At 55.0% G+C, this 21,138-nt stretch carries 20 protein-coding genes and 1 pseudogene; 16 read left to right on the forward strand and 5 right to left on the reverse strand.

The window, feature by feature from the left end:
- Nucleotides 1–3: 3 nt before the first annotated feature.
- The 12 genes from rplN to FYC48_RS18390 all read left to right on the forward strand — a co-directional run bounded on the left by rplN (nucleotide 4) and on the right by FYC48_RS18390 (nucleotide 11,556).
- Nucleotides 4–372: a 50S ribosomal protein L14 gene (gene rplN, locus FYC48_RS18335; RefSeq protein ID WP_149498163.1), complete on the forward strand. Its 369-nt coding sequence runs from the start codon at nucleotides 4–6 to the stop codon at nucleotides 370–372.
- Between the two features lie 63 nt (nucleotides 373–435).
- A complete protein-coding gene (rplX, locus tag FYC48_RS18340; RefSeq protein ID WP_149498164.1) occupies nucleotides 436–783 on the forward strand; it encodes a 50S ribosomal protein L24 in 348 nt (115 codons plus the stop codon).
- A gap of 19 nt (nucleotides 784–802) precedes the next feature.
- The gene (gene rplE / locus FYC48_RS18345) at nucleotides 803–1,378 is read left to right on the forward strand and encodes a 50S ribosomal protein L5 (protein WP_149498165.1); all 576 of its coding nucleotides are present in this window, start codon (nucleotides 803–805) and stop codon (nucleotides 1,376–1,378) included.
- Between the two features lie 81 nt (nucleotides 1,379–1,459).
- A complete protein-coding gene (locus FYC48_RS18350) occupies nucleotides 1,460–1,645 on the forward strand; it encodes a type Z 30S ribosomal protein S14 (protein WP_149498166.1) in 186 nt (61 codons plus the stop codon).
- A 22-nt stretch (nucleotides 1,646–1,667) separates the two neighbouring features.
- A complete protein-coding gene (gene rpsH / locus FYC48_RS18355; RefSeq protein WP_149498167.1) occupies nucleotides 1,668–2,063 on the forward strand; it encodes a 30S ribosomal protein S8 in 396 nt (131 codons plus the stop codon).
- Nucleotides 2,064–2,263: 200 nt separating this feature from the next.
- On the forward strand, nucleotides 2,264–2,803 hold the full coding sequence (rplF, locus tag FYC48_RS18360) for a 50S ribosomal protein L6 (RefSeq protein ID WP_149498168.1): 540 nt from the start codon (nucleotides 2,264–2,266) through the stop codon (nucleotides 2,801–2,803).
- Nucleotides 2,804–2,865: 62 nt separating this feature from the next.
- Nucleotides 2,866–3,234 (forward strand): 50S ribosomal protein L18, encoded by a 369-nt coding sequence (gene rplR / locus FYC48_RS18365; RefSeq protein WP_149498169.1) that lies wholly within the window; start codon nucleotides 2,866–2,868, stop codon nucleotides 3,232–3,234.
- Between the two features lie 15 nt (nucleotides 3,235–3,249).
- Nucleotides 3,250–3,834 (forward strand): 30S ribosomal protein S5, encoded by a 585-nt coding sequence (rpsE, locus tag FYC48_RS18370; RefSeq protein WP_390622145.1) that lies wholly within the window; start codon nucleotides 3,250–3,252, stop codon nucleotides 3,832–3,834.
- 89 nt (nucleotides 3,835–3,923) lie between these two features.
- Entirely contained in the window at nucleotides 3,924–4,421 is a 498-nt protein-coding gene (rplO, locus tag FYC48_RS18375; RefSeq protein ID WP_149498170.1) for a 50S ribosomal protein L15, read from the forward strand.
- A 168-nt stretch (nucleotides 4,422–4,589) separates the two neighbouring features.
- Nucleotides 4,590–5,987 carry a preprotein translocase subunit SecY gene (gene secY, locus FYC48_RS18380; RefSeq protein ID WP_149498171.1) on the forward strand — a complete coding sequence of 466 codons (1,398 nt, stop codon included), beginning with the start codon at nucleotides 4,590–4,592 and terminating at the stop codon, nucleotides 5,985–5,987.
- A gap of 40 nt (nucleotides 5,988–6,027) precedes the next feature.
- Complete coding sequence (locus FYC48_RS18385; RefSeq protein WP_149498172.1) at nucleotides 6,028–6,600, forward strand: adenylate kinase; 573 nt, start codon at nucleotides 6,028–6,030, stop codon at nucleotides 6,598–6,600.
- 354 nt (nucleotides 6,601–6,954) lie between these two features.
- A complete protein-coding gene (locus FYC48_RS18390) occupies nucleotides 6,955–11,556 on the forward strand; it encodes an outer membrane protein assembly factor BamB family protein (protein WP_149498173.1) in 4,602 nt (1,533 codons plus the stop codon).
- Between the two features lie 43 nt (nucleotides 11,557–11,599).
- Here FYC48_RS18390 and FYC48_RS18395 read toward each other — a convergent pair whose 3' ends face one another.
- The 4 genes and pseudogenes from FYC48_RS18395 to FYC48_RS18410 form a co-directional block, all read right to left on the reverse strand.
- Nucleotides 11,600–12,034, reverse strand: coding sequence for a YbjQ family protein (locus FYC48_RS18395; protein ID WP_149498174.1), 435 nt, complete (start codon nucleotides 12,032–12,034; stop codon nucleotides 11,600–11,602).
- Between the two features lie 228 nt (nucleotides 12,035–12,262).
- Entirely contained in the window at nucleotides 12,263–12,916 is a 654-nt protein-coding gene (locus FYC48_RS18400; RefSeq protein ID WP_149498175.1) for a hypothetical protein, read from the reverse strand.
- 59 nt (nucleotides 12,917–12,975) lie between these two features.
- Entirely contained in the window at nucleotides 12,976–15,264 is a 2,289-nt protein-coding gene (locus FYC48_RS18405) for an ABC transporter permease subunit/CPBP intramembrane protease (RefSeq protein WP_149498176.1), read from the reverse strand.
- Nucleotides 15,261–15,998 (reverse strand): annotated as a pseudogene (locus FYC48_RS18410) (ATP-binding cassette domain-containing protein); the annotation flags it as partial. The gene FYC48_RS18405 and the pseudogene FYC48_RS18410, both read right to left, overlap by 4 nt.
- 446 nt (nucleotides 15,999–16,444) lie before the next feature.
- On the opposite strand from FYC48_RS18410, the gene FYC48_RS18415 reads away from it, so the two are divergent.
- Entirely contained in the window at nucleotides 16,445–16,864 is a 420-nt protein-coding gene (locus tag FYC48_RS18415; RefSeq protein ID WP_149498177.1) for a hypothetical protein, read from the forward strand.
- A gap of 61 nt (nucleotides 16,865–16,925) precedes the next feature.
- Here the strand turns inward: FYC48_RS18415 and phoU are convergent, their stop codons facing one another.
- Nucleotides 16,926–17,621 (reverse strand): phosphate signaling complex protein PhoU, encoded by a 696-nt coding sequence (phoU, locus tag FYC48_RS18420; RefSeq protein ID WP_149498178.1) that lies wholly within the window; start codon nucleotides 17,619–17,621, stop codon nucleotides 16,926–16,928.
- Nucleotides 17,622–18,057: 436 nt separating this feature from the next.
- On the opposite strand from phoU, the gene FYC48_RS18425 reads away from it, so the two are divergent.
- The 3 genes from FYC48_RS18425 (at nucleotide 18,058) to FYC48_RS18435 (ending at nucleotide 21,124) form a co-directional block, all read left to right on the forward strand.
- On the forward strand, nucleotides 18,058–19,587 hold the full coding sequence (locus FYC48_RS18425; RefSeq protein WP_235034315.1) for an OprO/OprP family phosphate-selective porin: 1,530 nt from the start codon (nucleotides 18,058–18,060) through the stop codon (nucleotides 19,585–19,587).
- 59 nt (nucleotides 19,588–19,646) lie between these two features.
- Nucleotides 19,647–20,270 carry a hypothetical protein gene (locus FYC48_RS18430; protein WP_149498180.1) on the forward strand — a complete coding sequence of 208 codons (624 nt, stop codon included), beginning with the start codon at nucleotides 19,647–19,649 and terminating at the stop codon, nucleotides 20,268–20,270.
- A gap of 260 nt (nucleotides 20,271–20,530) precedes the next feature.
- Nucleotides 20,531–21,124 (forward strand): ECF-type sigma factor, encoded by a 594-nt coding sequence (locus FYC48_RS18435; RefSeq protein WP_149498181.1) that lies wholly within the window; start codon nucleotides 20,531–20,533, stop codon nucleotides 21,122–21,124.
- Nucleotides 21,125–21,138: the final 14 nt, after the last annotated feature.

Consider the following 21,138-nt stretch of genomic DNA (forward strand, 5'->3'; position numbering starts at 1 on the left):
ACCATGATCCAACAAGAAACTCGCCTCGATGTCGCAGATAACACGGGTGCCCGTCAAGTCATGTGCATCAAGGTGCTCGGCGGAAGCCGACGACGCTTTGCCAGTGTTGGCGACATCATTGTTTGCAGCGTGAAAAGCGTGATCCCCGGCAGCGACATCAAGAAGAAGTCCATTGTCCGGGCCGTCATCGTCCGTACCAAGACACCGACGCGTCGCCCCGACGGAAGTTACATCAAATTCGATTCCAACGCGGTCGTCCTGATCGACAAAGATAAAGGACCTCGCGGGACTCGGATCTTCGGTGCCGTCGCTCGCGAATTGCGTGAACAAAACTTTATGAAGATCGTCTCCCTGGCCAACGAAGTGGTTTGACGCATTGTTCGTCACTGGACTCGTTTGTCCGTCAAGAGATGCTTCCCTAAGGATACACACCCCATGTTACTCCAAGTTGATGACGAAGTTCTGGTGATCGCCGGAGGTGACAAAGGTCACCGCGGTAAGGTCCTGGTCGTCGATCGAAAGAAAAACAAGGTTGTTGTCGAAGGTGCCGGCTTGGTCCGAAAGCACGTTCGCCGCAGCCAGAAGAACCCCCAAGGCGGTCGCCTGAGCAAAGAGATGCCCATCCACGCTAGTAACGTGATGGTTATCGATCCTTCCGACAACAAGCCGACACGCATCGGCGTTCGCTATCTGGAAGACGGCTCGAAGGAACGATTCGCCAAAAAGAGCGGTAAGAGCTTGGGCCGAATCGCCCCGGCACGTGAACGTTACCAAAAGTCATAGCGGCAAGTAGAACAGAAGAATGTCTGATAAACCCCGACTTCAAGCGGCCTACGAGGACACGATCCGCGGCAAGCTGACCGAGCAATTCGGTTACAGCAATCCGCACCAAGTCCCGCGTATGGAAAAGATCACGCTCAACATGGGCGTCGGCCAAGCGATCGGCGACAAAAAGATCCTGGACTTCGCAGTCGATGCGATGACGCAGATCTCCGGCCAAAAACCGGTGATCACGACCGCACGGAAATCGATCGCGGGCTTTAAGCTTCGCGAAGGGATGCCGATCGGATGCATGGTCACCATGCGACGTCAACGCATGTACGAGTTCATGGATCGATTGGTCGCAATCGTCCTGCCTCGTGTCCGTGACTTTCGTGGGATCAGCCGCAAAGCCTTCGACGGAAACGGCAACTACACCTTGGGCCTCACCGAACAATTGGTGTTCCCCGAGTTGAACCCCGACAAGTTCACCCGCCCGCAAGGGATGAACCTGACGTTCGTCACGTCGGCCAAAACGAATGACGAAGCACGAACACTGTTGGAAATGATGGGTATGCCCTTTAAAGCTGCCCCAGGAAAGAAACAGGACGCCGCGTGACGGCCACTGAGACACTTACTGTTGTAGCCAACCGTTTCACACTGAAACCCTTTCAAACGCTGAAACCCCCAGAAGACGCCCGTGGCAAGTAAAGCAAAGATCGCCAAGGCAAACCGGAAGCCAAAGTTCAGTACCCGACGCGAGAACCGTTGCAAGTTCTGTGGTCGACCCCGTGCGGTCTATCGCAAGTTTGGAATTTGCCGAATCTGTTTCCGCGAGAATGCGAACTTGGGTTTGATCCCCGGTGTTCGTAAGGCCAGTTGGTAGAGCAACGGAGCGACGAAAAGCCATGATGACTGACCCTATTGCAGACATGTTGACCCGCATCCGCAACGCCGTTCGTGTTGAACGCCCGTATGTGGATATCCCCGCTAGCCGCGTCAAGCGAGGCATCGCCGATGTTCTCAAACGCGAAGGCTTTATCTGGGATTGGGAAGAAGTCGAGCACCAACCTGTGAACCAGTTGCGTTTGGAACTGAAGTACGGAAGCAACGGCGAACGTGTGATCCAAACGATCAAACGGATGAGCAAGCCCGGACGCCGACTTTATTGCCACTGCAAAGACCTCAAGCCAGTCTTAGGCGGTTTGGGGATCACGATCATCAGCACCAGCAAAGGTGTGATCAGCGATCGTGAAGCTCGCCGCGAAAAAGTCGGCGGCGAAATCCTTTGCGAAGTCGCTTAGGACCACCAACGAATCACTCATTGCGGCTGCCGTTCGCTTCGCCGCAAGAGCCCATTAATTTCGGTCACCCGTGCAGTTTTTAAGGCCCGGTGTCGACCTCCGGCCCTCCCAGCATTGGGTCGGGCGTGGTAAAACAAAATAATTGAATCACTAGACCAAAGCCTTGGTTCGCCAAAGGCGTTTTCAGCAAGTGACCTGAAATGAGTCGTATCGGAAAAAAACCAGTTGAGATCCCTAGCGGCGTGACCGTTGCGGTAGCCGATCGGGTAATCAACGTCGAAGGCCCCAAGGGCAAACTGACGTTCACCCACCGCCCCGAAGTCAACGTCGCGGTGGAAGACAACGTCGTTAGCGTATCGCGAGATTCGGACGACCGAACCGCTCGTGAACTGCACGGTTTGACCCGAGCGTTGGTCAACAACATGGTCGAAGGCGTCACGCAGGGCTACGAGAAAAAGCTCGAGATCGTTGGCGTCGGTTACTTGGCAAACATCGCCGGCGACACCTTGCAATTGCGAGTCGGGTTTGCCAACGAACTGAGCCGCAAGATCCCCAGCGACCTCAACGTCAATTGCCCCGATCAAACTCACATCGTGATCCAAGGCTGTGACAAGCAGAAGGTCACGCAGTTCGCCGCCGAAATTCGGGCGTTGCGTAAACCCGAGCCCTACAAGGGTAAGGGGATTCGCTACCAAGGTGAACACGTCAAGATTAAACCTGGTAAGGCTGCTACCAAGTAATCTAGGTCAACAACGAATCACACAACGATATCAACCGAAGCGATCATTGCGACGGGACTGTTATGGACAAGAACAAGAAACTTCAAAAACAGCGCAAGCGGCGTCGAAACCACGTCCGCAATGTGCTCCGCGGTTCCGCCGATCGCCCTCGTTTGTGCGTGCAACGCTCGCTCAAGCACTTTTCGGTTCAACTGATCGACGACAGCAGCGGCAAGACGTTGGCCAGTGCCAGCACCCGCGACAAGGCGGTGCGTGAATCGATCGGTACCGGCGGTAACTGCGACGCGGCGGCACAAATCGGAAAGACAATTGCCGAGAAAGCGAGTGCGGCTGGCATTAAGGCTGCGAAATTGGACCGCGGTCACAACCGCTACCATGGTCGAGTGAAAGCATTCGCCGACGCCGCTCGCGAAGGCGGGTTGGTTCTTTAACAGTCAACGAAACAATTGCCGCTCTTAAACCCGGGCGGCCCACTGAGGGTTGGAACCATTAGTAACGCAAATAATCAAAATCGTCGTCGCGGCAACAAGCCTGCAGAGGAGTCCAAAGATGACGGCCTTCTCGATCGCGTCGTAAAGATCAAACGTTGTGCCGCCGTTGTCAAAGGTGGTCGACGGTTCAGCTTCGCCGCCATGGTGGTCGTCGGCGACGGCCAAGGTCGTGTCGGTTGGGGCTACGGCAAAGCGAACGAGGTCCCGCCGAGCGTCCAAAAGGCAACCAAACAAGCGACCCGTGACATGATCAACGTTCCGTTGGTCGAAGGCAGTATCCCGCATCAGGTGTGGGGCCAATTTGGAGCCGCCAAAGTCACGTTGATCCCCGCCGGTGCCGGTACCGGTATTATCGCCGGACAAGCCGTTCGCGCCGTATGCGAAGCTTGTGGAATCCACGACATTTTGACGAAGTCCTTCGGAACCAATAATCCCGTCACGCTGGTGAAAGCGACCGTTGACGCGCTCAGCAAGCTTCGGACTCGTGAAGAGATCGCGGCCTTGCGTGGCATCAGTGTCGAAGAACTCTCGGCACACTAAAGTCAGCGGCGCGTGAGTCGCTCCGCCAGGAGCCTCCGCAATGCATTCATCGCCCACATCAAGCTCATTTAAAGTCACTGGGTTTCGTCATGAACCTGAACGATGTCCATCGCGGAATTCAAAAGAACCGCAAACGAAAACGTATCGGCCGCGGTCCCGGTAGCGGTACCGGCAAGACATCCGGTCGCGGTCACAAAGGCCACAAAAGCCGTAGCGGTTACAGCCGCAAACCGAACTTCCAAGGCGGCGCGATGCCGATGTTCCGCCGCGTCCCCAAACGTGGTTTCAATAACCGCTGGGCGACCACGGTCTTCGCCGTTAATGTCGGAACCCTCAACGATCGATTCGAAGATGGCGATGAGGTCACACTCGAGGCAATGGCCGCGAAGGATGTCGCCAAAGGCACCTTCGATGAGGTCAAGATCCTTGGTGACGGCGAATTGTCAAAGAAACTGACCGTGTCGGCGCACCGTTTCAGCAAGTCGGCCGAAGAAAAGATCACTGCTGCCGGCGGAACCGTCAACAAGCTCGTCGCGAAACGAACTCCAGAAGAGCGCGTCGCGGCACTCAAAGAAGCCGGAAAGTAGTCGCACAGACGTTCGGCTTTAAGGTCTCGCTCGCCGAGGCTGGCAGAATCGGTCATCCACGACCGCGATCGCTTCGCCTCGGACTTTCTAGGACTGACCTCGCCGTCGTTGGCAGAAATCACTACAGTTTCCGCAGACCATTTTGTCGAACATTGACGAGTCGAGCGAATGCTTGAAAAACTGCGAATCATCTTCACCATTCCCGAGCTGCGGAAAAAGATTTTCCTGACCCTTGGGTTGCTGGCGATCTACCGTATCGGGTTCCACATCCCACTTCCGATGGTCGACAACACGCCGACCGATTCTGCCGGGGGTGGCGCTGCCGACTTCCTGCAGCGTGTCAGCTTGTTCGCGGCGAGTGATCTGCGGCAACTGACGATCTTTGGGCTGGGAATCATGCCGTACATTTCGGCGTCGATCATCTTGCAGCTACTTGGCACTACGGTTCCGGCGTTGGCGGAATTGAAGAAAGAAGGCCAAGCAGGGCAGAAGAAGATCAACGAATACACTCGGTACCTCACTGTTGGTATCTGCTTGGTACAGAGCTGGATCTACCTTTCGGTGATGTTGACCGCTTCGGGCCCCGGCGGCGGAAACATCAACCCGAACTTCCTGAACTCGACCGGCACGGCGTTGTACTTCCCATGGCAAGTGACCGCGGTTGCGGTGATGACCTGCGGAAGTATTTTCCTGATGTGGCTCGGCGAGCAGATTGACGAGCACGGCATCGGTAACGGAATCAGCTTGTTGATCATGGCAGGGATCCTCGCTCAGATGCCCAAGGCGTTGTACGAGCTGGTCCGCAACATGGAGACTCAGTTGACCGGCCTGGCCCGCGGACAGGTTGGGATCGAGACGTTAATCTTGCTCTTTGTGCTGTTCATCGGGGTGGTGATCGGCGTGGTGTTTATCACGCTGGGCCAACGAAAGATCCCGACACAGTCGGCGAAATTCACCCGCGGACGAAAAGTCTACGGCGGCAGCCGCCAATTTTTGCCGCTGCGTATTAACCAAGCCGGTGTGATGCCGATCATCTTCGCCAGTAGCTTGTTGATGATCCCTGGCGTTGCGATCGGGGCGGCCGCGGGTCTGTTCGAACCGGGAAGCTTTTTGTTCGACGCCCTGAACCTGATTGGGTTGACGCTGAACGATCCCGCATCGTTCGTCTATAGCCTTCTCTATGTCGCGTTGATCTTCTTCTTTTGCTACTTCTGGACGGCGATTACGTTCAATCCAAAAGAGATCTCCGACAACCTGAAAGAAAGTGGGACGTTCATCCCGGGTTATCGACCGGGTAAGCGAACAACGGACTACTTGGAAAAGGTAATGCTACGCATCACCTATGTCGGTGCAGCCTTCCTTTCGATCGTCGCGATCGTCCCAACGGTGGTTTACGGTTCTCTTGGCGTGCCTTACGCGGTTGCCGGTTTCTACGGAGGCACCGGTTTGTTGATCGCAGTCAGTGTTGCGTTCGACTTAGTCCAAAAGATCGATGCCCACCTGGTGATGCGAAACTATCGCGGTCTTCTTGAAGGTGCCGGTGGCGGTGTTACTCCGGTCGTTTAGATCGGACGTGCGGCGAAGTGAGATAGACGGATCCAGGCTGATGCGAGTAGTCTTCATCGGTCCGCCTGGAGCGGGCAAAGGAACACAGTGCAGACGTCTGCAGACGGAGCTTGGCGTTCCCCACGTCTCGACGGGCGAAATGCTCCGGGCGACGAAAAGTGATTCGCCGATCGGCAAGATGATTGCTGATCTGATCGACGGCGGAAACCTCGCCCCCGACGACCTTGTGATGCAGTACGTCGTCGACCGTCTTAAAAAACCGGATTGCAATGCCGGGGTTCTATTCGACGGTTTTCCCCGCACGGTGAACCAGGCTCGTATGCTTGATGTCCATTTAGCGGAAAAAGGCGTACCTCTTGATGCGGTGATCAATTTGCATGCTGATCCGAAAGAATTGGTCAGCCGTTTGCTCCGTCGCGCCGAAATCGAGAACCGTGCCGATGACACGTCCGACGCAATTCAATCGCGGTTGGAGATTTTTCATCGACGAACCAAACCGGTACTCGACTACTACTTGCAAGCCGGTTTGGTGGAATCGGTTGATGCCATGCAGTCGACCGATGTGGTCTATCAAGCGATCCTAGATGCGATCGCTAAGCGAACGCGAAACTAGAGTTTCATCAATCTCTGAAAGTTGAAATCGCCGAATGGCGTCGGCCTCCGTTGAGTTGCGAGAACCGACATTGGCACCAAGGTTCGCGAGTTAAGAGTGGGACCGTACGAGTAAGCGCGCGGTTTGTGAACTTTTTCCATCGCCGAATGGTAGCGGCGCGTCGGTTACCCCCACCGTAACTTTCGCCGGTCCGCCCGCCCAAGATTCTTGGTTGGGCAACGCGCGAGCTGATCGCTGAGTCCGCCTATCGGCCTCCGGGCTTTTTTTTGCACATCTCGTCGATTCGAATGTCCGGTACAATAAGGGCTGATTCCACCCTCAGTACATCGCCGGCATAGACTGGAATATTGACCGATGCAACTCCGCTGCCTGATCGCTCGTCCTCAGCCACTGATTCTCGTTAGCATGGTGCTATTTTCCGTGCTGCTATCGGCATCGAAGTCACAGGCCCAACAACAGCGATTTGGATCCAATTTCCAACGTAATTCGGCACGATTTATCGAACCACCGCGATCACTTCGGCAGCAGATTCGTGACGCCGAGATGGCGATCGAAGAAGAACGATATAGCGATGCGATCGTTGTACTCGGTGACTTGCTCGAACGAAGCCCCGACGCGACGGACGACTCGTCGATCGCTGGGCAAGATTTCTTTTTGGGCGTCGAAGATCATCAAGGGCAGCGACTGGAGAAAAGCATCCTGCGGCACTGTTCCGATCTGCTTCGCGAGTTGCCCGAACAAGCAATGCAGATTTACGAGCTCCGCTATGGCGCGATGGCCAAGCGAGGACTTGAACAAGCCACCGCGGACCGTGATTGGAAACTGCTCGCCGAGGTCCGCCAAAAGTACTTCCATACGGTCGCAGGCTATCAGGCGTCGTTGCTGTTAGCGCAACGTGAGCTTTACCGGGGACATCCGCTTTCGGCATCCATGTTGCTTGATGATGTCGTGACCAGTCGGCATGCAATCAAATTGCTAGGGCCAGAAGTGATCGCACTGCACGCAGTTGCTTGTCGGCTTGGCGGTCGATCTCTTCCGCGTGAACTTGCCAATCGATCCCTTTCGATCGCCGTTGACGAAGGCGACTCCGAGACGGTCCGTGACTGGCGTCAATGGATTGATGAGCACTACAAGGGTTCCGCAACCGATTCCATCGTCAAGCCATCGGATTATCGAATGCTCGGCGGTGCGCTTTCACGCAACGAAACATCCGAGGGGCAAATGCCTCTGACAACGCCTCGCTGGATGTTGGTCACCACCGCGACACCGCTGGATGAATCAACCCTTCATCAAAAGTCCGAAGACTTAGCGGCGAGCGGTCAGCTGCCTCCGCCTAGTTGGTCGCCACTACTGGTCGGCGACCAATTACTGATGCGAACTACCGAGCGTTTACGAGGCGTCGATCATCGAACCGGCAAACGAGTCTGGCAATACCCTTGGGCCGATGACGAAGCGGCTACCGAGGATTCGTATGGAGGCTTGGCCGATCCGATCGGATCCAATGAGACGAGCGAACGATTGGCTCGAACGGTGTTTCATGACATCCCGTATGGCCAGATCAGCAGTGATGGCAAACATGTCTTCCTCCTCGACGATCTGATGCCATCGCGACAAGTCACGATCAATCCCTTGATCGGTGTCCAAGGCGCTCAGCCAATTGAGAGCGCCCGCAACACGCTTGTCGCGTTGGACCTGGCCACCGAAGGGAAGATCCGTTGGCGTCTAGGACAGAACGGCACCGTCGAGAGTGAATTGAATGAGGCGTTCTTCCTGGGACCACCACTGGCATTCGATGGCGACCTGTATTGTTTGGTCGAACTCTCCGGTGACATTATCCTTGCCTGTATCGCACCGTCGACCGGCGAGATGCGTTGGAAACAGCAACTGATCGCGGTCGAGGGTGCGGCGATTGGTTTGGATCCGGCGCGACGTGTTTCGGGCTGTTTGATTACTTACCATGAAGGCGTGTTGATCTGCCCGACGGGTACCGGTGCGACGATCGCGTTCAACCTGATCGACCGCACCCTTCGATGGGCAAATTCTTATGAACGGCGCGTCGGTGCACCGGTGATGATCGGATCACGACGTAATTCCAATTCGGCCGAGCAATCGCCGCGGTGGCACAGTTCTCTGGCGATCGCCAACGGCAATCGTTTGTTGGTCACACCGGCGACGACCGACAATTTGTTTTGCTATTCGCTCGTCGATGGCAAGCAAGCGTTTAGCAAACCGCGTCAAGATTCGTTTTACGTTGCCGGGGTTCGTGAAAATCAGTTTCTGGTTGTCGGGCCACGTCAAGTCACCAGCTACGGACTCGACGAAGGACGACTGCAGTGGCAAACAGATGCCAAATTACTTTCGACCGGAAATCAAATCATCGGTCGTGGCGTCTTCGGCGATGGTTTTTACATTGTTCCGACAAGCGGCAATGAATTGATCAAGCTATCGCTCGATGACGGTTCGGTCGTCGAACGTCGCAAGACTAGCTTCCCACTCGGGAACCTGGTCGCAATCGATGGTGAAATCATTGCGCAAGGCGCGACCGCACTCTCGGTTGCTTATGGACAAACCACACTGGGACCTCGCGTCGAACGTCTACTTGAGGAGGACCCGAACAACCTGGATGCACTCGTTCAAAAAGCACTGTTGCTTGCTGAGCAACAGCAACGCGGCGAAGCCCTGAACGTGCTCCGTCAAGCCCGCCAAATCGATCCGGAAAGCGACGACGTCTTATTGCTTTCGATCGGATTGATGCTCGACGAACTCCGTGAGAATCCGTCGCCGCCGGAGTCTTTGGAAAGGGATCTCGAACAGATCATTGATACCCCGACACAACGCTTGGAATTTCTCGCGTTGCGATTGGAGGCATCGCTGCGACACAAAGATCTCACCGTCGCCGCACAGCGACTCCTTGAGCTTTCGTCGATCGCCATCAGCCTGGGCGACAGTACCGAAAAGGACTCTGCGGTCATGAATGACTCCGCACGTGATTGCAACCTCGACAGTTGGCTGGCCGCCCGTGCATCGGAATTAGCGGCTCTGGCGGAGGAGTCCAACCAACGTGAGCAGATTCAAAATCTTGTCGATGCGAAATCGGAAACGTTAGCGTTCGGGTCCTCTAAGGAACTGATTTCGACGACCCAACACCTTCGTGCCCTCGGCCGCAAATCGCTCGTCCGATCTGCCGTCGACCGACTTATCGAAGAGGAAAACGAACTCGCGGCAGAACGCTTGCTGTATGGTCCGCGAAGTGTCATTGAAGCGCTGCGGGAATCGGCGGATGCCCCCCAAGACGATGACGTTTCAACGTCAATCGAGGCCGAAGATCGATTGCGGTTGGCGAAGATTTATGAGCAAGGGAAAATGTACGTCGACGCGCAATCGCTTCTGGATTCGCTCTCAGATTCTCAAGACGATGCGTTCATCCGACAGCGTGATCAGTTGAAAACGGATCTGGCAGCCGAACTCGCTGACAAGCCAACGATTGACGCCGAGCAGACGGTTACAGTCGATTGGCAACATCCCAATACGCTGGGCATCTCAAGCCCTTCGCCAAGTCAATACGTCGTTCGGCCGACGCTATCCGGCGGGCAATCATTCGAAGGTTGGACGATCGCCAATCTTCCTAATGCGGTGATGTTTCAAACACCGGACGGCCGCTACATCCCAATGCCCACCGACGAATTTCGATCGGTACGCAACAGCGATCGAACCGCAACCATCAGTGGTGGCATCATGATTTCAGAGCGTCCCGGGCGGATCTCTGCAATCGATATGATGGAAATCCAGTCTGGGCGTCGCAACGATGCCTTACTATGGACGAGAGACTTTGGTGGAAATGGATCAAACTACCGACGTCAATCAAAACCAACCGCTTTCGGCGACACGATCTATTCATATCCCACACATTCAGTCGCGGCGAATGTGAATAGTGAACTGCGAATCGGTCCTGTGCTCGGTGACCGGTTGCTCGTCTTACACTCTGGCGATTTGCTCGCCATCAACATCACCGACAAGAGCACCATGTGGCGCAATTCGGATGCTCCTCCGATCGGACACATGGTGACCGATGAAGGACGCGTCGCCGTCGTATCACAGATGCCAAATGTTATCTCCAGCGTGACGCTGTTTGACCTTCACGACGGCCGTAAACTTGAAACGCGTGATTGGGAATACGGTGAAATCTGGACCAGCTGTGGAAAATACGTGCTGGCTTACGAGATCGGCGAAAACCGATCTTCGGCCACCGTTCGGTTGGTCAATCCCTTCGACGACTCAGTGGTGCTGGAAACCGAAGCCAAAGTGAAACAACCACGGATCTATACAGAAGGATCCGGCGGGGGACGTCTACTCCAAGATCGCTATATGGTGTTGTTTGATAACACCGGCCGGTTGGTCATTTGGGATTTGCCAGCTGGGAAACAGATCTGCGAACATGAGACCGGGGAACTCACCCCGTTTCAATCGATGCATGCGATCTGGATGCGAGATCGGATTGTTGTCTTGGCGGCGAAAACGATTGAGCAAAGCCGAGGTAGCACACGCGTCCAGCAAGCGGACTTTCATTTCCCCGCCCACCGGCTCATATCGGTCGACCTCAGATCGGGTGATCTGCAATGGCAGCGAGAGCTAGAACGGCCTTGGGGAATCACCATTCACCAACCCTTCAACTCTCCCGTTCTGTTGATGAGCCGCCTGCAAACATTGTTCACCGTCAACCGTTCGATACCAAAACTCGACTTGGCGATGGTACGCTTGAGCGATGGAAAAACCATTCACGAACAACTCGAACAAGAAGTTCAGCCGAGGGCGAGCAACCTTAGCACAACGGTGATGTTGCAACCCAGCCAGAACCAGATTCGAGTTCAAGTCGATTCTGAATTGATTACATATTCCTTTGGCAAAACTGAAGTCGAAGAGATAGAACCGTACGAAGAGTCCGATACCGATCAATAACGCCGGCGACCATCGTCGAGGCAGCGATCGGCCAAAACGCCGATCAGCTTGTTGGTGTGGCCTTCACCGCGGTGCCATTGCAACAGATCATCAACATCGAGTTCCCAATCGTTGAGTAATCAAAACGCATCCCGATTACGGCATTAGCGCCAAGTTCCTTCGCACGTTTCGCCATCTCGGCCATCGCAGTGTTCCGCCCCCGCACCAATACGCTTTCGTATTGACCAGACCGTCCGCCGACAATGTCTGAGATCGTCGCGACAAAATCTCGAATCACATTCGCTCCGAAAATGGTTTCCCCAAACACCGGACCGAAATACTCATCGATAGAGTGGGTCGTGATCGTCGACGTGGTCGTGATGACGAGTCCATCCAAAGGGTTCTCTGGGACTGACTTGGGACGTGGGGCCTGACAGGTCCAACAGATGTTGTAGCCAAGATCGGTTTCTCCTCCACACGAAGGACAGGTCCAGGGCATTGAACGTTTCCTTAATTTCAATCAATAGGTTTAGCCGTATGCCGTTCACCACGGCGTCCGTTCAACCTTCGGAGCTAACGCCCGTCGGCTGATGAGCCTTCCCCGAACACTTGGTCTAGACGGAACACCGATCACCCTCAGGAAAGAAGTGGGTGCGTAAAGTGGACGAAGCCGAACTTCGAAAGTAAACACGCGTCGGCTTCACGAGTAGAACTCTGAACCCGCCCTCTAAGAATACCAAAAGAACAGCGTTACCCCTAAACCTAACATCAATGCCGAAGCAATCAAAGCGTGAAGGTATCGATGATCTCGAGTCCTTACAAATGCCCAGCCGGCGGCGCTCGTCCCTATCAGTCCTGGCAAAATCAAGATGGGTTGGAAATCGACGGTCGCCCTCGGATCCAGGAATGCATAAAGCGATTCTGCGGCTCCAAGAACCGGCCAGATCCAAAACCAATAGACCAACCATCGGCGCTGACTGATTCGCAGGCCACGCCGATACACATCAAGTGAATGCGGGCGCCGATCTTCGACGACTTTCGTCTGACAATGCCAACAGCGAGTGGTCGCAATTAGCTTGGTCACCGAGATCGACAGGTCTGCATCGCACCTTGGACAACGTACGGCAAATCGTCGCGAACGATAATCAGCCCACACCAGCCCCGCGAGAAAAAACAGAATCGAAGACGACATCAGCAAGAGCAGAGCGATTTCGCCGGCGGTATCTCCCATCCTCGATTTCGCCGCAGCGAGGAACGGAACACGGATCGAACCGATCCACGCGATCACGACCAACATGACAGCCGAACTGACGATGACCGATGGGAACAGTACCCAAGCGCGTCGTCGTGCCAGTCGTTTTAATTCCGCTTCGGTCCACATTCGAATGCGACACTCAACTGGCAACCATTCTGTGCCGTACCGATCACCACTTAAAAGATTCAGTTTGCGGCGGCTACCAATGACTTCGTCGGATCAACGTAGTCATGGTGATCGATGACGAGCTCTGATTCACTCTCGTCGGCGTGAGGTCTCATCGTACCAAAGTACAACAAGCAAGTGGTCGCAACCCCCATACTGATCAGCGTCCAGAAGGGTTGATAGGCCGGCCCCAGATCCGTTTGACTGACAAACAGGCTTGCACCTTCCCAACTGCTCGCAGAAATCCGGTCAAGTGAGACCGACAACGCGTTGTTGGTCACATGAATCAAAATGCAAGGAAGAATGCTGCCAGTCCGTAATGTGATCCAACCGAGAACGACTCCCATCAAGGATGCCGCGATGGATTGTTGCAGAACGCCATGAGAGATTCCGAACATCAATGCGGTCACGACGACGGCGCGAAACTTTCCGCGTTCGCGAACCAAACCGCCAAAGATAAATCCGCGAAACGCCAGTTCCTCACATAAGGCCGGCAATAGTGCCATCAAGAGCACCACCGACCCCCACGGCGCCGAACCAATTTGTTCGGCAAACGGTTTCATGGCCGCCGCCGCTTGCTCGCTGATCGGATAAAGATGGTTGATAAACTTCGACAACATTACATAAGTCGGATGCAACGTGACTCCGAATAGCACCGCCATCGGCAATGTCGTCCAATGAGGCATCCGAATTCGAAGACTTTCTCGAATCGACGTCGTGAACATCGTCGCCATCAACAGCGCGGGGAACAAGATCAAGACCTGTGGCAACATGATCATCTTGGCAATCCCGGTGAAATCAGTCGGCACGACGGCGACACTCAATCGTGCAAAGAACAGTGAAACCAGAATGAACGCGCCACAGGCGTAGGCCTGGACTGGAGTGGCTGCTTGTTGACGATCGCGCCAGAGATGACGCACCCACATCCCCAGTTCCCATTGCTCACTGCCTCCGAACAACACGGACTCGCTTTCGAATTGGTGTCGAGCCCACCGGGCAGCGGCCCACAAACAGGCTCCGGTCACCGTCGCGACCATGGGTACGAAAAACAATGCGGTCGCATACTGACCTTCGACCAAGGCGCGTACTAACAGAAACATCCCGGTCACCGGGATTAAACTGGTGCCGATATTCAGCGTCGTGCCGGGAATCATTGGCAACATGACCAAAGGCAACGTCACCATCATCAGTGGCATCAAATAGTACTGCCCTTCTTTGCTGCTGCGGGCCATCGCCGCGACGGCCAACGCTAGCGCGCTAAACAAGCATGCCAGCGGTATCAAGGCCACAAACAGCCACAGCATCGGCACCAATGGCGGAGCGCCGAAGACCTGCGAAGTTCCCGCGATTCCGATGTGCTTGAAAACAAGTGAACTGGTCATCAACATGCTTCCGGCGTTTAACAGCGCCGTCAGCATGCTGAAGGTTGCCACTGCGCCGAGCTTTCCCCAGACGATTTCGCAGCGCAGTGCGGGGCTGCAAAGCAACGTCTCAAGTGTGCCTCGCTCTTTCTCACCGGCGACCAGATCGATCGCGGGATAGAACGCACCCGTCATCGCCCATACCAACATGATGAACGGCAACAACTTGCTCCAAAAAGCGGCTTCGCGTGTCTGCTTTGGCGATGTGTCCTGGTCGGCCCAATCAAACGGAAGCAGCACGTCTGGGTCGATCCCAACTCCGGACAACCGTTCTTTGATCCATTCGCCTCGCCACGCGGTTAGGATCGATGCGACCCGCCCACGTGCGACGACGGATTGGTCTCGCCCGGCGTTGTATAGCAACTCAATTTGAGTGTTCTCGACGGGACGGTCTCGCCCCGCAGTTCCGATTAGTTCCTGCTTCAGTGAGGCGTTCTTAAACTCCGGGGGAAACAAGACGACTAAGTCGAACGTACCTTGTGTCACCCATCCACTCGCTTTGGAGCGGACATATTCGTCTTTCGTGCTCGCACTCGCCGTCCCGGTCAGTTCATCCCAGCGGTAGGCGAGTAAGTTGATCGGTTGTTCTGTCTCACCGAGGTGTGGCGCGAACGCTTCGCCGTCCAGCAACGCCGGTCCGTCGACGAGGTGCTCGGTACCGACGACACAAACCGCGGTCGGATGTTGTTGCGAAAATTGCGCGATCTGTAACAGCAGCATCCCGACCAGCGGATACAGCATGATCGGAAGCACTGCGATCGTGAACAAGGTTCGCCGATCTCGAAGTTGGTCTCGCATTTCGCGAATGTAGATCAACCAGATCGCACTCCATCGAGCCTTATCGGCCATCGCCGCTCGGCGGCGAAGTTGTTCGGACTGCTTACTCATGCCAATACATCTCCTTCACCGCGGTCGACCAAAGCTTCCGATGGCCGACCATGTTCTCGTTCGTGTTGGCTTAGCAATCCAAAGAACAGTTCTTCGAAATCGTCTTCCCGATGGCGTTGCCGAAGTTCTTCCAACGACCCGGTATCGAGGATCTTTCCTCGGTACATGATGGCGATTTTGTCACACAGTCTTTCGACTTCGCTCATGATGTGAGTTGAAAAGATCAGACACTTCCCGGCGTCGCGAAGTGATCGGATCACGCCCAACAGATTGCGCGCGACCAAGACATCCAAACCCAACGTAGCTTCATCAAAGATCAGCACCGGCGGGTCATGAATCATCGCCCGAGCGATCGACACCTTTTGCTTCATCCCGGTCGACATCTTGCCTCCTGGCACGTCGCGAAAGTCATTCATCCGCAACTGTTCAAACAAACGTTCCATGCGCATCAAGAGCTCGTCGCGGTGCATGCCATGAAGCCGCCCGAAATACTCGACCATTTCCCAGGCCGTCATGCGGTCATAGATCGCCGTATTGTTACTGACGAACCCGATATTGCGTCGGACTTCGGCGGAATCGCGGACAACGTCGTACCCGGCGACTGTCACGATTCCCTCACTCGGCTCCAGCACCGTACTGAGGATTCGAAGCACCGTCGTCTTGCCGGCTCCGTTCGGCCCCAGCAAGCCAAAGATCTCGCCTTGACGCGCAGTAAAGGAGACCCCGTCAACCGCAGTGAACCGGCCGCGCTGCAGATCCTCGTAACGTTTTGTCAGGTGCTGGACGTGGATCATGCGGAGGGTAAAGCCCAAGAATCGGTGGATGGGAACGAGGACGCTGTACGAAGCTAGCTCATGACAACACCCTCGTGTCGCAATTCCCAAGGCGACTATTCGGATCGACCGATCTCAGGCGAAAGAACCGTTAAAAGCGTCACCCTTTCAACGCTTCCAACCAACGCCCTAGCTCCCAACCGCCCCCACCAACCCCGCCACAGAAAAAACTGCTGGCCCCCACGAGAAGCATTCCACTTGGAAAGTATTGAAAATTAGCGGGCGGTCACTGAAATCCTTTTCCGAATTAGATATTGTGGGGGTCCGGTCTCGGATGTCTTTCAGACCGGTCTCGATCGACTTTTCTTTTACACATCGCCATTCGGCACGTGCCTCGTCTGAACCTCATGTCTCGGTCAAAAATCAAGGCGAACCTTCGTGCCGCCGATCGACGTCGCCGGCGGCGACCTGCGGAGAAGCCCAATACCGATCAGGCGGCAACTCCACCTCAAGCTCGACGTGATTTAGATTCCGTCGATGTAGCTGGGTTGATTGTCGAAGCAATCCTCTCCGCAAATCAAAAGCGGACTCCGCTACGTGACAGCGTCGTTTTCGGAACGCTCCGCTCGCTGGCCCGACAAAGTGTTCCCGAGCAGGCCGCCGCGAAACAACTCTATGACCAAGTGCAAGCGTTTCTCGCTAAACGCGATGTCGGTTTGCCGGCCACCGTCGCGGCAGCCAAAGAACTGTCCGGCATTGCCCAAGGCCACATGGGCAGCGACTCTCCCGACGGATTCGTCCAGTACCTAGCGTTCATCTCCGGCTAGTAGAGCTTCCCGACGAATCACAAATCGGCAAGAGCATTCAGTCGGCTGACGTTACTGACGCTCAGCTATTGGAAAGGCGCCGTTTCGAGGCGAAGTCGAGTATTTGGTGTCGATGAATCTCTCCATCGACAACGTATTCAATATCCTCGGCAATATTCGTCGCATGATCGCCGATTCGCTCGACAATTCGAGATGCCGAAAAAAGATGCAGATAGCCGGATACCAACTCGGGGTTAGCTTCCATTTTCTCCGTAAGCTCCACGATCACTTGGCGATTGAGGTCATCGAGCTCGCTATCGTCTCGACGTACTTTAGCCGCCAACGTGCGATCGGTCTTTAGAAACGCCTCGCGGGCATCATGAAGCATCTCGATCGAGAAAAGCACCATGTTGGTCAGCCGATCGGGGATATCCAGTTGCGGAAATTTGGCGAGCGATTCGGTCCGTTCGGCAAGATTGAGTGCGAGATCCGCGATCCGCTCCAAATCAGAATTGATCTTCAGGGCTGCCGCAGTGCGACGCAAGTCACTGGCGACAGGTTGTTGCAATGCCAGGACGGTCAAGCACTCCTCTTCGATCAATACCTCGTTCTCATTGATCCGCTCTTCCATCGCCATGACCTTGTCGGCGGTGCCCACGCAGCGTTCGCACAATCCGTGGTACGCCAAGCGAATCATTGACTCGATTTGATCGCATTGCCCGGAAATGGCATCTTCAATTGCCGAAAGATGATGTTCGAGTGATTTACGAGCGATCATTGCTACAGCCTCCAGGGAATTAGGCTCCCGCCCAACAACACCAAAACCAAACGCTTCCTTAACACTTCTTTAATGATAGGCAAACAACGGGGGGCAGGCTAGGGAAATTTGAACGGTTGCGATGATCACACGTTCAAGTTGCTCCGACCAGTCAAAGTATTCGGGGTGTTCCAATTGCTCGAATCGTCTCGGTCAGTCGGTGAGGCGGACGAACAAACGAGTGATTGTTGATGTGTTCTACGCAGAGCCTTTCGATCTCAGGCCGAATGGCAGGTTAGGGAATACGATTGATTTCGCGTTCCCGAAACCAACTTCTCAAATACAGCCATTGCAGGTTTGCTCAATCGAGCGTCGACGGATCGACCCTCGGCAAGCCTTTTTTGCTGCCAACCGCACGGATGCGATGAACCGATCTAAGAGCGCGCGCGCTAAGCGCTTGTCATTTCTTGTTGCGCTGTCAGCCTGTTTGACCGGCGCGGCCGCCAATGCCGAAGAAACCTTCGAGCTCTTCGGGCCTCAGCCGTCTGACAATCGAATTGCGCTGCTGAGCGACGATATAGACGATGGACCACTAGCCGGACCGATCGACACAGAAATTGACACGACTGCTGGTAACGCAAACTCGACGGTTTCTCGCGAAGACTATGACGCCCTGGTTGAGCGTTTCGAAAGTCTTGAAGAGTCCTGGTCGAAGCACCAAGATGACTTGAAGGCGGACTCGGAAGCGAAAAAGAAAAAGCCAATCGGGAAGCTCAATGGACGAGTCCACCTCGACAACTGGAGCTTCCTCGAGGAAGACCCTGGCGTGAACTACCTCGAAACGGGTGACCCGAACCAGGATCCCCAAGACCGCTGGGACTTTCGCCGAATCCGACTGACCTGGAGTGGCGACGTTCCCGGAAGCATGCTGTATCGGATCTCAATCGATTTTAACAATCCCAGTTCCGCCGAGATGAAGGATGTTTATCTCGGTTTTAAAAACCTGCCCTATAACCAGCAGTTCTTGATCGGTAATCAAAAACGCCCGATCGGCCTGGACCACCTTAACAGTAGCCGTCACAACGTCTTCATCGAACGCCCCCTTGCCGTTGAAACGTTCAACGAAGATGCACGCCGGTTGGGCGCTTGCATGTACGGCTACAACGATAGCGAGTCCGTGCACTGGCGATACGGTGCATTCTTGTTAGAGAACATCTCCCAAGACGGACGCTTCCGTGGCGACTACGACGAAGCTGGCCTGTACGGACGCCTGTCGACCAGCCCTTGGTATGACGAAATCAGTGGTGGACGCGGTTACTATCACTTTGCTGTTGCCGGATCGGCAAACACAACTGACGCCGATGGAACGATCGACAACGATGACAATTCCAACGAGGCACGGTTCCGCACACGTCCGCTCGCACGCAGCAGCTCGCGTTGGTGGGATACGGGGCGATTGCTCGGTGCCGAAACGTACCAACAACTCGCCTTCGAATCGATGCTCAATATCGGCGCGTTTCAATTAACCGGCGAGTACATCAACACCTGGGTTCAGCGCAACCCGCTGGGCGGCTTCAATGGCGAAGACTTGCATTTTCAAGGTGCATACCTGTTTGCCAACTACTTTCTGACCGGTGAACACGTTCCGCTGAAACGCCGCACCGGAACGATCGATCGTGTTAAACCCTTTGAAAATTTCTTTATCGTTGACCGTTGCTGCGGAGGAACGGGAACCGGTTGGGGTGCATTGTCAGTTGGGGTTCGCGCCGATTACTTGGACCTCTCGGATTCCGACATCATGGGTGGCGAAGGCCACGCAATCACACTGAGCAGCAATTGGTACTGGACCGCCTACTCCAAGCTACAGACGAACCTCGTCGTCGGTGAGATCGAAGACGCCGGACAAGGTCGATCCAACGTTCCCCTGGCTCAAGGAGTCGCGGGTGACTTCACGATCCTCGGTTTTCGCTACATGATCGATTTTTAAACCAAGCCATCGTCAATCGCACCCCTTACAAACCAATACTCCGATACCGGAACGATCTCATGTCCAATCGATTCAACTTAGCAATACCGACGATGGTGGCCGTAGCCTTCGCCTTGCTGCTCGGGGCTCAACCGGCGGCCGAAGCCGGAGACTTTTTTGACCAAACCGGTGCCAGTTGCAACTGCCCCGTTTGCGATCATGTCTGCGAACTGAAGGCGGAAAAGGTCGACGAGGAAAAGACCTGCTTCAAGGTCGAATCGAAAGTTATCTGCATTCCAAGAGTCGTCTTCCCTTGGCAGAAGTCAAAGCGGTCTGCGTGCGCGTCGTGTGATGCTTGCGACGGCCAAGGCTGCACGTCGTGCGTTCACAACGGCGCCCGCCTGCGACGCATCTGTGTCGTCAAAACCGAAAAGTACAAGTGCCCCTCCTGTGAGTACACCTGGACTCCGGTCGAGCGAGGAAACTGTGGCGGCGCCGGTTGTGCATCGATCCCATCGGGAATGATCGAGGCTCCGCTTCCACCGTCCCCAGAGCCAACGCCCGGGGCTGCAACCGACGAAGCTCGATCGGTCGTCGAACCGATTTCCGCGGCTGACTACTTTCGAATCCCAGCGCCGTCGGTATCCCAGCTTCCATCAGCTCCCGTCCTCGGCGCGCCAAGCTCGGTACTGTTTGAACGATAGCAATTCAATACGTGGCAACATTGCGTCGATGTCGAAGCATCTGTTCACTTAGCCAGCCTGATCAGGCAGATCAGACATCTAAAGTGTCGTCAATCAGACATTTCGCCATTGTCTCTCGACCTCGCACCATAGTCGGTGCGAGGTTTTTGAATGGATTCATTCGTTTTCGCAATGTCGACAAATGTTTCCATTGTGCAACACACCCCGCTTGGTTTTAATCTGTTCAGTCTTCGGAACGAGTCTGCTTGAGGCAATGGAAGATGAACAACAAACGAATTGAAACCCTGCTTCGCAACGCGATCGAGGGTTGCGAAGATTCGACAACCGAATTCGTCCGCGAGTTCGAGGCTCAAATTCGGCTCGAAATCCGAGCCCGGATGGCTAAGGCAGGTGTCCGCCTGAAGCTCGATTCGATCGACATCGCCCAAAGCGTCTTCTTTGACTTCCTGACCGCCTCGCGGACCGGCAGTGAGGCCCAGCTATCACCCCAAGAAGCGTTGGCGCGACTGATCCGAACCTCGCGGGAAGAGGTTCAGCGACAAATTCGATTTCACACGGCCGGAAAACGCGATGTCCGACGTGAAACGGGGATCGCCGACGAGCATCGACAATTGCCAAGTGACGTTCCACAACCGACCGAGAATGTCCAGGAAGGTGACTTAAGAGAATTCCTTCGCTCACGGATCGGCAACGAGGACTTTCGGCTCGTCGAGATGCGAATGCAAGGTTGGTCGTGGCCTGACATCGCCGAGGCGATCGGTATGAGCGCCGATGCCTGTCGCATGAGGTTGCATCGGTTAAAAATGCACTGGCCTCAAGAACTGGCCGACTTACTGCCGCAACCTCGCGACTGATGTGGCATAGCAAA

It is taken from the genome of Roseiconus lacunae (assembly GCF_008312935.1).
Classification (GTDB): Bacteria; Planctomycetota; Planctomycetia; order Pirellulales; family Pirellulaceae; genus Stieleria; species Stieleria lacunae.